Source organism: [Mycobacterium] fortunisiensis (assembly GCF_019050325.1).
In the GTDB taxonomy this organism is placed as follows: Bacteria; Actinomycetota; Actinomycetes; order Mycobacteriales; family Mycobacteriaceae; genus Mycobacterium; species Mycobacterium fortunisiensis.
The window spans coordinates 100,482-113,389 of sequence record NZ_VOMB01000006.1 but is presented as its reverse complement, the minus strand read 5'-3'; the positions used below and the strand labels follow the sequence as shown (position 1 = coordinate 113,389).

Genomic DNA, 12,908 nt, shown 5'->3' with positions numbered 1-12,908 from the left:
CCTCAGTCCCCTAGTTCGCGAGCGTCGCGACGCACTTGATTTCGGTGTATTCCTCGAAGCCGGCCAGGCCCATCTCGCGGCCGATTCCGGATTGCTTGTAGCCGCCGAACGGGGCATCGGCCGAGTACCAGATGCCGCCGTTGACGTTGACGGTGCCGACACGCATCCGGGCGGCGACGGCCTGGGCGCGGGCGTCGTCACCGGAGAACACGGTGCCCGACAGTCCGTACGGCGAGTCATTGGCGATCCGCACTGCATCGTCGTCGCCGTCGTGGGCGATCACGGTCAGCACCGGCCCGAAGATCTCCTCGCGGGACACCCGGGCACTGTTGTCCAGACCGGCGATCACGGTCGGTTCGATGAAAAACCCGGTGTCCAGGTCCGCGGGACGGCCACCGCCGCAGGCGAATCGGCCGCCCTCCTGCAGGGCCAGGTCCAGGTAGGACTGCACCCGGTCGCGCTGGCGGGCCGAGATCAGCGGGCCGCACACGGTGCGCTTGCTGTTGGGGTCGCCGGGCTTGATGCCGCCCAGGGTGGCCGCTGCGGCCTCGACGGCCTCGTCATAACGCGACCGGGGCACCACCAGGCGGGTGGTGATCGCGCAGCCCTGGCCGGCGTGCATGGCCACGGTGAACGCCGCCATCGAGCAGGCCCCGGCCAGGTCGGCGTCGTCGAGCACCAGGAACGCCGACTTGCCACCGAGCTCCAGGAAAACCTTCTTGAGCGTGAGCGCCGCGTCGGTCATCACCGCACGTCCGGTGGCGGTCGAACCGGTGAACGAAACCATGTCCACCCGAGGGTCTTTGGACAGCAGCGCGCCCACAGCGTGATCGTTGGAGGTGACGATGTTGATCACGCCGGCCGGGAAATCGGTCTGCTCGGCGATGATCTGGCCGATGGCCGCGGCCGCCCACGGGGTGTCCGGCGCGGGCTTGAGAATCAGGGTGTTGCCGGCGGCCAGCGCCGGGCCTACCTTGGCGAGATTGATCTGGTGCGGGAAGTTCCACGGGGTGATGGCCCCGACGACGCCTACTGCCTCCCGCGCGATCTTGCGGTTGGTCGGGATGCCCTGCGGGGTGGCGTAGCCGAGATCGGTTGTCCACTCATAGTTCTCGGCAGTGTCGGCCGAGTAGGCGAGATCGTCGATCGGACCTTCCAGTTGCGCGCCGGCGGTGAGCATGCGGGGTGCGCCGACCTCGGCGATGGTCAATTCCCGCAATTCCTCGATATTTTCACGCAACGCGTCGCGCAGCTGCCGCAGGCAGCGCACCCGCAGTGCGGTGTTCGTCGACCAGTCGGTGTCATCGAAGGCGCGGCGGGCCGCCTCGATGGCGTTGCCCATGTCCTCGGCGTTCGCGTCGGCAGCGACGCCGAGCACTTCCTCGGTGGCGGGGTTGACGGTCTCGAATACTCCGCCGCCCCCGGCGACGAGCTTGCCGTCGATAAGCAGTTGACTCTGGCGATCGGCCAGTACCGGCATCGGTGAACTCCACTTCAGAAGATTCTGGACAACTGTCCGGCTGTCTCGCTTCGAACGATAGCCGTAGACAATGTCGAGCCGCAAGGGCGCGACCTGACAGGATCGCTTGCGGGTAAAAATTCGCAGTTCACCTAGGGCTTTCGAAATCCATACTTGCTCAACCACGACATCGTCGGATAACTTGGACATGTGTCCAGCGATGCGGTGTCCGCAGTCACAGAGCCAGCTCCGGAGCCAGACAAGGAGGCGCCGCGCAACCGCCGGCAGGAAGAGACCTTCCGCAAGGTCCTGACCGCCGGAACCGAGATGTTGCGCGAGTCGTCCTACGCCGATCTGACCGTGCGCGCGGTCGCGGCTCGCGCCGGGGTCGCGCCGGCCACGGCCTACACCTACTTCTCGTCGAAGAACCACCTAATCGCCGAGATGTACCTGGACCTGGTCAGCCAGTGCCCGTACTTCACCGACGTGAACGACTCCATGACCACCCGCGTCGACAAGGCGTTGCGGGCACTGACCCTGGTGGTGGCCGACGAGCCCGAGGTCGCGGCCGCCTGCACCACAGCCCTGCTGGGCGGCGGCACCGATCCGGCGGTGCGCAAAGTGCGCGACCGCATCGGCGCCGAGATCCACAAGCGCATCCGTTCGGCCGTCGGGCCCGATGCCGATTCGCGGATCGTCTCCGCCCTCGAGATGACGTTCTTCGGCGCGCTGGTCAATGCCGGCAGCGGCGCCTTCACCTACCGCCAGATCGCCGACCGACTGACCTACGTGGTCGGCCTCATCCTCGGAGAGCACTGATGAGCTTGGACATAGTCAAACCGATCCTCGACCCGTACGACTACGAATTCCACGAGGATCCGTACCCCTACTACCGCCGCCTGCGCGACGAGGCGCCGCTCTATCACAACGAGGAGCTCAAGTTCTGGGCGTTGTCGCGGCACAAGGACGTGGTCGCCGGTTTCCGCAACAGCGTCACGCTGTCCAACAAGCACGGCGTCTCCCTGGATCCGATCTCCCGCAATGACGAAGCCCACCGGGTGATGTCGTTCCTCGCCCTCGACGATCCCGGCCACCTCCGGTTACGCACTCTGGTCTCGAAGGGATTCACCCCGCGGCGGATCCGCGAACTGGAGGGCCGGGTCACCGAGATCGCCCACCAGCACCTCGATACGGCACTAGAGATCGGAACATCCGGCTCCATCGATTTCGTAGACGATTTCGCAGGCAAGCTCCCCATGGACGTCATCTCCGAACTGATGGGCGTGCCGGACGAGGACCGGGTTCGCATCCGGGCGCTTGCCGACGGCGTCATGCACCGTGAGGACGGTGTCGCCGATGTCCCCGAATCCGCGATCGCCGCCTCCGGGGAACTGCTGGTCTACTACGCCGACATGGTGAAGCAGCGCCGCAAGAACCGCACCGAGGACCTGACGTCGGCACTGGTGGAGGCCGAGATCGACGGCGACCGGCTCACCGACGACGAGATCATGGCCTTCCTGTTCTTGATGGTGGTCGCCGGTAACGAGACGACCACCAAACTCCTTGCCAACGCCGCGTACTGGGGTTTCAAGAATCCCGACCAGCTGGCCCCGGTGTTCGACAACCACGCCTTGGTCGTGCCGTGGGTCGAGGAGACCCTGCGCTATGACGCCTCCAGCCAGATCCTGGCGCGGCTGGTCACCGAGGACCAGACGTACTACGACACCACGGTGCCCGCCGGCGATGTGCTGGTGCTGCTGATCGGCTCGGCGAACCGAGACGAGCGCGTCTTCGAGAACCCCGACGAATACCGGATCGATCGCGAGATCGGCCCGAAATTGGTGAGTTTCGGCAGTGGAGCCCATTTCTGCCTGGGCGCGCATCTGGCGCGCATGGAGGCCCGGGTGGCACTGACCGAGTTGTTCAAGCGAATCCGCGGATACGAGGTGGACGAGGCCAACGCCGTCCGCGTCCACTCCAGCAGTGTCCGTGGATTCGCTCACCTGCCAATTGCGGTGTCCCACCGCTGAAAACCCAACCAGATTAAGGCACACTAAATGGCCCGTTTCGAACCCCATCCCGACCGCCGACCGGCCATCGTGGCCGGCGCGTCGTCCGGCATCGGCGCCGCCACGGCGACCGAACTCGCTGCGCACGGTTTTCCGGTCGCTCTCGGTGCACGCCGCGTCGAGAAATGCCAGGAACTGGTCGACGAGATCAAAGCCGGTGGCGGCGAGGCGATCGCGTTGCCGCTCGACGTCACCGACGCCGAGTCGGTCAAGTCGTTCGTGCACAGCGCCACCGAGGCACTCGGCGACATCGAGCTGCTGGTGGCCGGCGCCGGTGACACGTTCTTCGGCCAGCTTCACGAGATCAGCACCGACGAGTTCGAGAACCAGGTCCAGATTCACCTGATCGGTGCCAATCGCCTTGCCACCGCGGTGCTTCCGGGCATGGTCGAGCGCCGTCGCGGCGACATCATCTTCGTCGGCTCGGACGTGTCCCTGCGTCCGCGGCCGTACATGGGCGGCTACGGCGCCGCCAAGGCCGGCCTGCTGGGCATGGCCAAGACCCTGCAGATGGAACTGGAGGGCACCGGTGTACGCGCCTCCGTCGTCCATCCCGGGCCCACCAAGACCGCCATGGGCTGGAGCGCGCCGATGGACAAGGTCGGCGAGATGCTGGAGGACTGGGCCAAGTGGGGTCAGGCTCGGCACGACTACTTCCTGCGCGCGGCCGACCTCGCGCGGGCCATCACCTTCGTCGCGGAAACGCCCCGCGGCGGCTTCATCGCCGAACTGGAGATTCAGCCCGAAGCTCCGCTCGCCGATGTCAAGGATCGCCAGAAGCTGAGAGTGGAAGGCTGAGGAGAACATGACAAGCTCTGAACTCAAAGAAGTTCAACGGGTTTCCGGTGGCGAAGAAGACGAACACGGCCACCTGGAAGAATTCCGCACCGACCCGATCGGTCTGATGCAGCGCATCCGGGACGAGTGCGGTGACGTCGGCTGGTTTCAGCTGGCCGACAAGCAGGTGGTGCTGCTGAGCGGCGCGGAGGCCAACGAGTTCTTCTTCCGATCCAGCGACAGTGAACTGAACCAGGCCGAGGCCTACCCGTTCATGACCCCGATCTTCGGTGAGGGCGTGGTGTTCGACGCCGATCCCGAGCGCCGCGCCGAGATGCTGCACAACACCGCGCTGCGCGGTGAGCAGATGAAGGGCCACGCGGCCACCATCGAGAACGAGGTCAAGAAGATCATCGCCGATTGGGGCGACGAGGGCGAGATCGAACTGCTCGACTTCTTCTCCGAACTGACGATCTACACCTCGACGGCTTGCCTGATCGGGCTGAAGTTCCGCGAACAGCTCGATCGCCGGTTCGCCGAGTACTACCACCAGTTGGAGCGGGGCACCGACCCGCTCTGCTACGTCGATCCCTACCTGGACATCGAGAGCTTCCGCATCCGCGACGAATCGCGCGTCAAACTCGTTGCGCTGGTGCAGGAGATCATGGACGGTCGCATTGCCAATCCGCCGAAGGGCAAGGAGGATCGCGACCTGCTCGACGTTCTGGTCTCGATCAAGGACGACGAGGGCAATCCCCGGTTTTCGGCCAACGAGGTCACCGGGATGTTCATCTCGCTGATGTTCGCCGGGCACCACACCAGCTCGGGCACGTCCTCGTGGACGCTCATCGAGCTGCTGCGCAACCCCGACGTGTACGCGCAGGTGCAGCAGGAGCTCGACGATCTCTACGCGGACGGCCAGGAGGTGAGTTTCCATGCGCTGCGGCAGATTCCGAAGCTGGACAACTCGCTCAAGGAGACCCTGCGCCTGCATCCGCCGCTGATCATCCTGATGCGCGTCGCGCAGGACGAGTTCGAGGTGTCGGGCCATCCGATCCACAAGGGTCAGATGGTGGCGGCCTCCCCGGCGATCTCCAACCGGATCCCGGAAGATTTCCCCGAGCCGGACGCGTTCGATCCTGCCCGCTATGAGAAGCCGCGCCAGGAAGACCTGATCAACCGGTGGACCTGGATCCCCTTCGGCGCCGGTAAGCACCGTTGCGTGGGTGCGGCGTTCGCCCAGATGCAGATCAAGGCGATCTTCTCGGTTCTGCTGCGCGAGTACGAGTTCGAGATGTCCCAGCCGGCCGAGAGCTACCAGAACGACCACTCCAAGATGGTCGTGCAGCTGGCTCAGCCGGCCAAGGTGCGCTACCGGAAGCGGGTCTAGGAGGCACCCATGGGTTGCTACCGCGTTGAGGTCGACGAAGATCTGTGCCAGGGCCACGCCATGTGTGAGCTCGAAGCGCCGGACGTGTTCCGGGTGCCCAAACGCGGCGTCGTCGAGATCCTCGATTCTGAACCCCCAGACGAGCTCCGTGACGCCGTCGAGCTGGCCGTCGAGATGTGTCCCACCCGAGCACTGTCCATCACCGAGATTGCCGACACCTGAGCGAGGAACGAGCGAAGGTGAGGAAATCGACCATCAAACACAGAGAAGGAATGACATGGCGTCAAGAGAAGCGTTAGAAGCCTGGTCCGATCGCTGGCTGAAGGCCAACCAGGAGGCCGAGAAGGCCGGTGACTGGAAGCCGCTGGCCGAGTTCTACACCGAGGATGCCACCTACGGCTGGAACATCGGGCCCAAGGAAGACGTGATGTGCGTCGGCAAGGACGAAATCCGTGACACCGCACTGGGCTTGGAGATGGAAGGCCTGGAGAACTGGGTCTACGAGTACCAGCGGGTGCTGATCGACGAGAAGCAGAACGAGATCGTCGGCTTCTGGAAGCAGATCGCCCACAAGTCCGACGGCAGCACCGCCGAGATCTACGGCATCGGCGGCAGCTGGTTCCGGCTCAACGACCAGTTGCTCATCGAGTGGCAGCGCGACTTCTTCGACTTCGGGCACGTGCAGAAGGCGTTCATGAACCTGATCTCCTCGGGCGATCTGACCGCCACCATGCAAAAGCGCATCGAACGCAGCCTGGCCGGCGAGAAACTGCCCGGCTACTACCCGCTGGGTGAGGCGCCGGTCAAGATCTGGTAGCTCCCGGCCAAGCAGTTGCTTGGGGGTGGGTGTGACCCAGGCAACTATTGGCTCTAGTCTGTGGTCAACGGCTCTAGTGGAAGGCACATGCGGATGAAGACAAAAGGCGCTCTCATCTGGGAGTTCAACCAACCGTGGTCGATCGAGGAGATCGAGATCGGTGACCCCGTCAAGGACGAGGTCAAAATTCAGATGGAAGCCTCGGGCATGTGCCACTCCGACCATCACCTGGTGACCGGCGACATCCCGATGGCAGGGTTCCCGGTGCTCGGCGGCCACGAGGGCGCGGGCATCGTCACCGAGGTCGGCCCCGGTGTCGATCACATCGCCCCCGGTGACCACGTCGTGCTGTCGTTCATCCCGTCGTGCGGTGAGTGTCCGGCCTGTCAGGAGGGCCTGCGCAACCTGTGCGACCTGGGCGCGGGACTGCTGGGCGGCACCGCCGTCTCCGACGGCACCCACCGCGTCCATGCGGTCAAGAACGGGCAGCCCGTCATCCCGATGACACTGCTCGGCACGTTCAGCCCCTACATGGTGGTGCACAAGAGCTCGGTGGTGAAGATCGATCCGTCGATCCCGTTCGAGGTGGCCTGCCTGGTCGGATGCGGTGTCACCACTGGCTACGGCTCGGCAGTGCGCAGCGGCGACGTCCGTCCGGGTGACGACGTGGTGATCGTCGGTGTCGGCGGGGTCGGCACCGGTGCCCTGCAGGGCGCACTGGCCGCCGGTGCGCGCAACGTCTTCGCTGTCGACCCGGTCGAGTTCAAGCGCGAGAACGCCCTGAAGTTCGGTGCCACCCATGCCTATCCGGACATCTTCTCCGCGATGGCCGGGGTCGCCGAGGTCACCCAGGGCCGGATGGCCCACAAGACCATCGTCACCGTCGGTGAGCTCAAGGGCGAGGACATCGACCACTACATGAACATCACCGCCAAGGGCGGCACCGTGGTGGCCACCGCGGTGGCGAACATGGCCGAAAGCGACGTCAAGCTGAACCTGTCGATGCTGACGCTGCTGCAGAAGCGCCTGCAGGGCACCATCTTCGGCGGCGGCAACCCGCACCACGACATCCCGCAGCTGCTGAGCATGTACAAGGCCGGCCGGCTGAACCTCGATGACATGGTCACCCGTCAGTACAAGCTGGAGCAGATCAACGACGGCTACCGGGACATGCTGGAGGGTCGTAACATCCGCGGCGTCATCCGCTACACGGACGCTGATCGCTAACCACCCGTCATCACCCCCGAAATGGCATTCCAGCAGGAAAAGGTCGAGTAACGACCTGCTGGAATGCCGTTTCGGCATTTTCGTTCGGAGGGAAACCCGTGACCGAGACACAAACCCAGGCACCCGTGGTGATCGCCTCGCAGGCATCGTGGCGATGTGTGCAGGCCGGTGACCGCGAGGGCTGGCTGGCGCTCATGGCCGACGACGTCCTGGTCGAGGACCCGATCGGTGAGGCCGTCACCAATCCCGACGGCACCGGGGTCAAGGGCAAGGAAGCACTTGCCGCGTTCTACGACACCAACATCGGGCCCAACAAGCTGACCGTCACGTGCGAGGCGACGTTCCCGTCCAGCTCGCCGAACGAGATCGCCTACATCCTGGTGCTGCGCACCGAGTTTCCCAACGGCTTCACCGCTACGGTGCGCGGTGTCTTCACCTACAAGGTGAACGACGAAGGTCTGATCACGAATCTGCGCGGCTACTGGAACATGGATGCCATGGTGTTCGCACAGGAAGAGAACTGACCGGCGGCACGCTGACCGGCCGCGGCGCGATCGTGGTCGGCGGCACCCGGGGCGTCGGCCTGGCGGTCGCCGAACTCCTCGCCGCCGAGGGTGCCGGTGTCGTGGTCAACGGCCGCGACGCCGACGCCGCACGTGCGGCGGCACAACGGATTTCCGGGGTGGCCCATGCCGGTTCACCCGCCGACCCGGATGTCGCCGACGCGCTCGCTGCGACCTGCGTCGCCGAGTTCGGCCGGGTCGACATCCTGGTCAACTGTGCCGGCACCGCCGAGCCGGCCGGATCGTCGATTTTGAACGTGACGAGCGCGGAGTTTCGCAACCTGCTCGACGCGCACCTGGGCACCGTCTTCGAGACCTGCCGGGCGGTCGCACCGAAGATGGTGGCCCAGGGCGGCGGCGCCATCGTCAACACCAGTTCCTTTGCGTTCCTGGGAGATTACGGCGGCACCGGCTATCCGGCCGGCAAGGGCGCGGTGAACGGGCTGACCCTGGCGATCGCCGCCGAACTCAAGGAGCACGGGGTGCGGGCCAACGTGGTGTGCCCCGGTGCGCGGACCCGGCTGTCCACCGGGCCGGACTACGAGAAGCACATCGCCGATCTCAACCGGCGCGGGTTACTCGACGAGGTCAGCATGCAGGGCGCGCTGGACGCCGCGCCACCGGAGTACGTGGCCCCTACATACGGCTATCTGGTCAGCGACGCCGCCAAGGACGTGACCGGCCGTATCTTCATCGCCGCGGGCGGTTTCGTCGGTGAATTCGCTCGGCCCACACCCGGTTTCATTGCCTACCGGGATCATCACAGCGCACCGCCGTGGACGCCCGCGGAGCTGCACGCCGCGATCTCGAAGGCATGACGGTCAGGAAGCCTGACGCTCTCGTTTGGCGGCCTCGCGGGCGAGCATGCGGTCGCGCTGTTCCTCGAACTTGAGCACCTTGCCCTGGAGATCCTCGAGGAAGGCCGCCAGTTGGTCGCGGCGGGCTTCGCCGCGGGCACTGAAATCGCCGCGCTCGAAGATGCGCCACTTGCGCAGGTTCGGCATGACGACCTCTTCGAGATGCTGGCGCAGATCGTAGATCCCGTGTTTGGCCATCAACACACCGTTGCGGCGGAAGTCCGGCATGCCCTGCCCCGGCATCCGGAAGTTCTCGACGACGGCGGCGACGGCGTCCAGGGCCTGATCGGGTGAGAGTTCGAGCGCGGCGCCGCACATGTTCCGGTAGAAGATCATGTGCAGGTTCTCGTCGGCGGCGATGCGCTGCAGCAACCGGTCGGCGATCGGATCGTCACAGGCCTTGCCGGTGTTGCGGTGGCTGACCCGGGTGGCGAGCTCCTGGAAGGTCACGTAGGCCACCGACATCAGAAATTCCGAGTTGTGCAGAGCCCGCTCTTCGTCGGTCGAGGTGAAGCTGTTGGTCACATGCTCCATGCGGGCCTGTTCCAGCGCCACGAGGTCGACGCCGCGGGTGACCACCAGATAGTCACGGATCGCGATGCCGTGCCGGTTCTCCTCGGCCGTCCACCGATTCACCCAGGCCCCCCAGGCGCCGTCCTGCGAGAAGCTGCCGGCGGCCTCGCGGTGGTACGAGGGCAGGTTGTCCTCGGTGAGCAGGTTGGTGATCATCGCCGCCCGCGCGACGTCGTTCAGCGGTGACTGCTCAAGCGCCCAGTCCTGCCCACCGGTGGCGGCGAAGTTCCGGCCCGAGTCCCAGGGGACATAGTCGTGCGGATACCAGTCCTTGGTGGTGGTCAAGTGCCGGTTGAGGTTGTCTTCGGCGATCGGCTCGAGTTCGGCGATCAGCACGGCATCGGCCAGTTCTTTCGGCATGGTGCCCTTTCATAGCGATGCGTCGGTGGTTCTCTGTATACGGGCCGCGGATTCGTCCAACCCGCCCCGACACCCTGGTGTTGCGCAAACGTTGCGCGGAACCCATTAATTAGGTCGGCTAATCAAAGGCAGTACGCGTAGCAAACAGGGCTCACCCTACGGCACCGAAGGCCTCACTATGCTTTGACACCATGGCGTCCGTCTTCACGAAGATCATCAACGGAGAACTGCCCGGGCGATTCGTCTACGAAGACGATGAGATCGTCGCGTTCCTGACCATCGCGCCGATGACCCAGGGCCACACCCTGGTGGTTCCCCGGGCCGAGATCGACAACTGGCAGGATGTCGACCCTGCGGTGTTCAGCCGGGTGATGGAAGTGTCACAGCTGATCGGCAAGGCCGTGTGCCGGGGGTTCGGCGCACAGCGCGCCGGCGTGATCATCGCCGGACTCGAGGTGCCGCACCTGCACGTGCACGTGTTCCCGGCCTACAACCTCACCGATTTCGGCTTCGCCCACGTCGACAACAACCCGTCGGCCGAATCCCTCGACGAGGCACAGGCCAAGATCAAAGCCGCGCTGGCAGATCTGCAATCCTCGGCAAGCTGACGGTGAACCGGCAGCCCTCGCCGGGGGCCGTGGTGACCCGCACCGTGCCGCCGTGCGCCAGCACCAGGGAATGCACGATCGACAGGCCCAGCCCGGTGCCGCCGCTGGCGCGGGTACGCGACGTGTCGGCCCGGTAGAACCGTTCGAACACCCGCAGTGCGTCGTCCTTCGTCATGCCCGGGCCCTCGTCGCACACCTCGATGATCGCGTCCTCGCCTTCGGTACCGACGCGCACCGTGATCGCGGCGGCCTCGGGGGTGTGCTGCACCGCGTTGGCGACGAGGTTGCTCAACACCTGACGCAGCCGGGGCTCGTCGCCGAGCACCTCGGGGGTGCCGGGGCCGTCGAAGACCTCCATCCGCACGTCACGACCCGGTGCGATCGACTGCGTGTCGTGCACGGCGTCGGTGGCCAGGGCCAACAGGTCGACCCGGCGCTGCTCCAGCGGCCGTTGTGCGTCGAGTCGCGCCAGCAACAGCAGATCCTCGACGAGCAGACCCATCCGCCGGGACTCGCTTTCGATACGGCCCATCAGCATGTCGACGTCGCGCGCAGCGCCCTGGCGGTACAGCTCGGCGAACCCGCGGATCGTGGTCAGCGGGGTCCGCAGTTCGTGGCTGGCATCGGTGATGAACCGCCGCATCCGGTCCTCGGAAGTGCGGGCCTGCTCGGCCGAGGCGTCCGAGGACGCCACGGCCCGCTGGATCTGCGCGAGCATCCCGTTGAGCGCCAGCGACAACCGCCCCACCTCGGTGCGCGGATCTCGTTCGGGGACACGGCGATCCAGCTGGCCCGCGGCGATCGCGGCGGCGGTCTGCTCCACCTCGACCAGCGGGCGCAGGCTGCGGTGCACCACCGCGTAGCCGACGATGCCCAGGATCAGCAGCACCACCGTGCCGATGCCGACCTGCGACCAGATCAGGGCCCGCACCGACGACTGCACATCGGACAGGTCGATGGCGACGGTGGTGCGTTCACCGTTGGGCCCCTGCACCGTCATCGCCCGCCACTGCACGTCGGAGTCGACGGACTTGACGGTCACCGGCACCGGGCCCACGTCGTTGTCGCCGGGCAACTCCGGTTCGGCCTCCCGGTCGTTGACCGCGATCCACGTGCTGCCGTCCTGGCCGACGCCACGCACGTAGAAATTCGACGGCGGGCGCGCCGGGTTCGGTCCCTCCAGCGGGGCCGACGGCATCTGGCGCGGTTCCTGCGCCCAACTGCGGGACGCGTCGAGCAGCGTCTGATCGATGCGGCTGATCTCGGTGTGCCGCATGATCGAGGTCACCGCGACACCCGAGGCCAGCAGGCCGCATGCCACCAGGACCAGGGCGGCGGCCACCAGGCCCACCCGCAGCGGCACACCGTGCCGCTCTACCCGGTCGAACACCTCAAAAGTATGCCGCGGCGGACCGGCCGTCAGCGCGGCTCGCGCAAAACGTAGCCGACCCCGCGCAGCGTGTGCAGCAACCGCTTCTCGCCGGTGTCGACCTTGCGGCGCAGGTAGGACACATAGGACTCGACGACGTTGACGTCACCGCCGAAGTCGTACCGCCATACGTGGTCGAGGATCTTGGGCTTGGACAGCACCGTGCCCGCGTTGATGATGAAGTAACGCAGCAGGGTGAACTCCGTCGGCGACAGCGAGACCGGCTCGCCGGCCTTCCACACCTCATGGGTGTCCTCGTCGAGTTCGATGTCGGCGAAGGCCAGCTTGGCGCTGCGCGGTTCTTCGACGCCCTTGCCGGACCGGCGCAGGATCACCCGCAGCCGGGCCACCACCTCTTCGAGGCTGAACGGTTTGGTCACGTAATCGTCACCACCCAGCGTGAGCCCGGCGATCTTGTCCTGCAGGCTGTCGCGGGCGGTGAGAAAAAGCGCGGGCGCGTCGATGCCGTCGGCGCGCAGCCGACGCAGCAGGCCGAAGCCGTCCATGCCAGGCATCATCACATCCAGGATCACCGCATCGGGCCGGACTTCCCTGGCCTTGTCCAGGGCGGCAGCACCGTTGGACGCGGTGTGGACTTCGAAGCCCTGGAATTTCAAGCTGACGGACAACAGCTCGACGATGTTGGCCTCGTCGTCGACGACGAGAACCCGGGCTTCGGGGACACTCTCGGGAACTGCAGGCATGGCCATTCCCTGATGTTGGTGGTGCCTGTTGAACTGATCCTGCATGCACGCTGTGCACTTCCTGTGAGTTTAGCT

The 12,908-nt window shown here is 65.7% G+C and carries 14 protein-coding genes; 10 read left to right on the top strand and 4 right to left on the bottom strand.

The window, feature by feature from the left end; genetic code table 11:
- Positions 1-10: 10 nt before the first annotated feature.
- Positions 11-1,480, bottom strand: coding sequence for an aldehyde dehydrogenase (locus FR943_RS04870; RefSeq protein WP_217155222.1), 1,470 nt, complete (start codon positions 1,478-1,480; stop codon positions 11-13).
- Positions 1,481-1,669: 189 nt separating this feature from the next.
- Here FR943_RS04870 and FR943_RS04865 point away from each other — a divergent pair, with 189 nt between their 5' ends.
- The 9 genes from FR943_RS04865 to FR943_RS04825 all read left to right on the top strand — a co-directional run bounded on the left by FR943_RS04865 (position 1,670) and on the right by FR943_RS04825 (position 9,120).
- Positions 1,670-2,278, top strand: coding sequence for a TetR family transcriptional regulator (locus tag FR943_RS04865; RefSeq protein ID WP_217155221.1), 609 nt, complete (start codon positions 1,670-1,672; stop codon positions 2,276-2,278).
- On the top strand, positions 2,278-3,489 hold the full coding sequence (locus FR943_RS04860; RefSeq protein WP_217155220.1) for a cytochrome P450: 1,212 nt from the start codon (positions 2,278-2,280) through the stop codon (positions 3,487-3,489). Before FR943_RS04865 ends, FR943_RS04860 begins: the two co-directional genes overlap by 1 nt.
- A 27-nt stretch (positions 3,490-3,516) precedes the next feature.
- Complete coding sequence (locus FR943_RS04855; RefSeq protein WP_217155219.1) at positions 3,517-4,326, top strand: SDR family oxidoreductase; 810 nt, start codon at positions 3,517-3,519, stop codon at positions 4,324-4,326.
- 7 nt (positions 4,327-4,333) lie between these two features.
- Positions 4,334-5,695 carry a lanosterol 14-alpha demethylase gene (cyp51, locus tag FR943_RS04850; RefSeq protein WP_217155218.1) on the top strand — a complete coding sequence of 454 codons (1,362 nt, stop codon included), beginning with the start codon at positions 4,334-4,336 and terminating at the stop codon, positions 5,693-5,695.
- A gap of 9 nt (positions 5,696-5,704) precedes the next feature.
- Positions 5,705-5,917 (top strand): ferredoxin, encoded by a 213-nt coding sequence (locus FR943_RS04845; protein WP_217155217.1) that lies wholly within the window; start codon positions 5,705-5,707, stop codon positions 5,915-5,917.
- 55 nt (positions 5,918-5,972) lie between these two features.
- Positions 5,973-6,512 carry a nuclear transport factor 2 family protein gene (locus FR943_RS04840; RefSeq protein WP_217155216.1) on the top strand — a complete coding sequence of 180 codons (540 nt, stop codon included), beginning with the start codon at positions 5,973-5,975 and terminating at the stop codon, positions 6,510-6,512.
- Between the two features lie 93 nt (positions 6,513-6,605).
- Positions 6,606-7,739 carry an NDMA-dependent alcohol dehydrogenase gene (locus tag FR943_RS04835; protein ID WP_217155215.1) on the top strand — a complete coding sequence of 378 codons (1,134 nt, stop codon included), beginning with the start codon at positions 6,606-6,608 and terminating at the stop codon, positions 7,737-7,739.
- Between the two features lie 98 nt (positions 7,740-7,837).
- Positions 7,838-8,263: a nuclear transport factor 2 family protein gene (locus FR943_RS04830; RefSeq protein ID WP_217155214.1), complete on the top strand. Its 426-nt coding sequence runs from the start codon at positions 7,838-7,840 to the stop codon at positions 8,261-8,263.
- Positions 8,264-8,292: 29 nt separating this feature from the next.
- Positions 8,293-9,120: an SDR family NAD(P)-dependent oxidoreductase gene (locus FR943_RS04825; protein ID WP_217155386.1), complete on the top strand. Its 828-nt coding sequence runs from the start codon at positions 8,293-8,295 to the stop codon at positions 9,118-9,120.
- Positions 9,121-9,123: 3 nt separating this feature from the next.
- Here the strand turns inward: FR943_RS04825 and FR943_RS04820 are convergent, their stop codons facing one another.
- Positions 9,124-10,092 carry an acyl-ACP desaturase gene (locus FR943_RS04820; RefSeq protein ID WP_217155213.1) on the bottom strand — a complete coding sequence of 323 codons (969 nt, stop codon included), beginning with the start codon at positions 10,090-10,092 and terminating at the stop codon, positions 9,124-9,126.
- A gap of 191 nt (positions 10,093-10,283) precedes the next feature.
- Here FR943_RS04820 and FR943_RS04815 point away from each other — a divergent pair, with 191 nt between their 5' ends.
- Positions 10,284-10,700, top strand: coding sequence for an HIT family protein (locus FR943_RS04815; RefSeq protein ID WP_217155212.1), 417 nt, complete (start codon positions 10,284-10,286; stop codon positions 10,698-10,700).
- Here FR943_RS04815 and FR943_RS04810 read toward each other — a convergent pair.
- Positions 10,660-12,090, bottom strand: a complete 1,431-nt coding sequence (locus FR943_RS04810; protein ID WP_217155211.1) for a sensor histidine kinase — start codon at positions 12,088-12,090, stop codon at positions 10,660-10,662. The two genes, FR943_RS04815 and FR943_RS04810, sit on opposite strands and share 41 nt — an antisense overlap.
- Positions 12,091-12,119: 29 nt before the next feature.
- Complete coding sequence (locus tag FR943_RS04805) at positions 12,120-12,839, bottom strand: response regulator transcription factor (RefSeq protein ID WP_217155210.1); 720 nt, start codon at positions 12,837-12,839, stop codon at positions 12,120-12,122.
- Positions 12,840-12,908 lie beyond the last annotated feature (69 nt).

Bases quoted from the DNA above. Each gene is read 5' to 3' on its own strand.
- FR943_RS04845 (WP_217155217.1), top strand. From the start codon at position 5,705: ATGGGTTGCTACCGCGTTGAGGTCGACGAAGATCTGTGCCAGGGCCAC.
- FR943_RS04860 (WP_217155220.1), top strand. From the start codon at position 2,278: ATGAGCTTGGACATAGTCAAACCGATCCTCGACCCGTACGACTACGAA.
- cyp51 (WP_217155218.1), top strand. From the start codon at position 4,334: ATGACAAGCTCTGAACTCAAAGAAGTTCAACGGGTTTCCGGTGGCGAA.
- FR943_RS04815 (WP_217155212.1), top strand. From the start codon at position 10,284: ATGGCGTCCGTCTTCACGAAGATCATCAACGGAGAACTGCCCGGGCGA.
- FR943_RS04820 (WP_217155213.1), bottom strand. From the start codon at position 10,092: ATGCCGAAAGAACTGGCCGATGCCGTGCTGATCGCCGAACTCGAGCCG.
- FR943_RS04870 (WP_217155222.1), bottom strand. From the start codon at position 1,480: ATGCCGGTACTGGCCGATCGCCAGAGTCAACTGCTTATCGACGGCAAG.
- FR943_RS04840 (WP_217155216.1), top strand. From the start codon at position 5,973: ATGGCGTCAAGAGAAGCGTTAGAAGCCTGGTCCGATCGCTGGCTGAAG.
- FR943_RS04855 (WP_217155219.1), top strand. From the start codon at position 3,517: ATGGCCCGTTTCGAACCCCATCCCGACCGCCGACCGGCCATCGTGGCC.
- FR943_RS04805 (WP_217155210.1), bottom strand. From the start codon at position 12,839: ATGGCCATGCCTGCAGTTCCCGAGAGTGTCCCCGAAGCCCGGGTTCTC.
- FR943_RS04835 (WP_217155215.1), top strand. From the start codon at position 6,606: ATGAAGACAAAAGGCGCTCTCATCTGGGAGTTCAACCAACCGTGGTCG.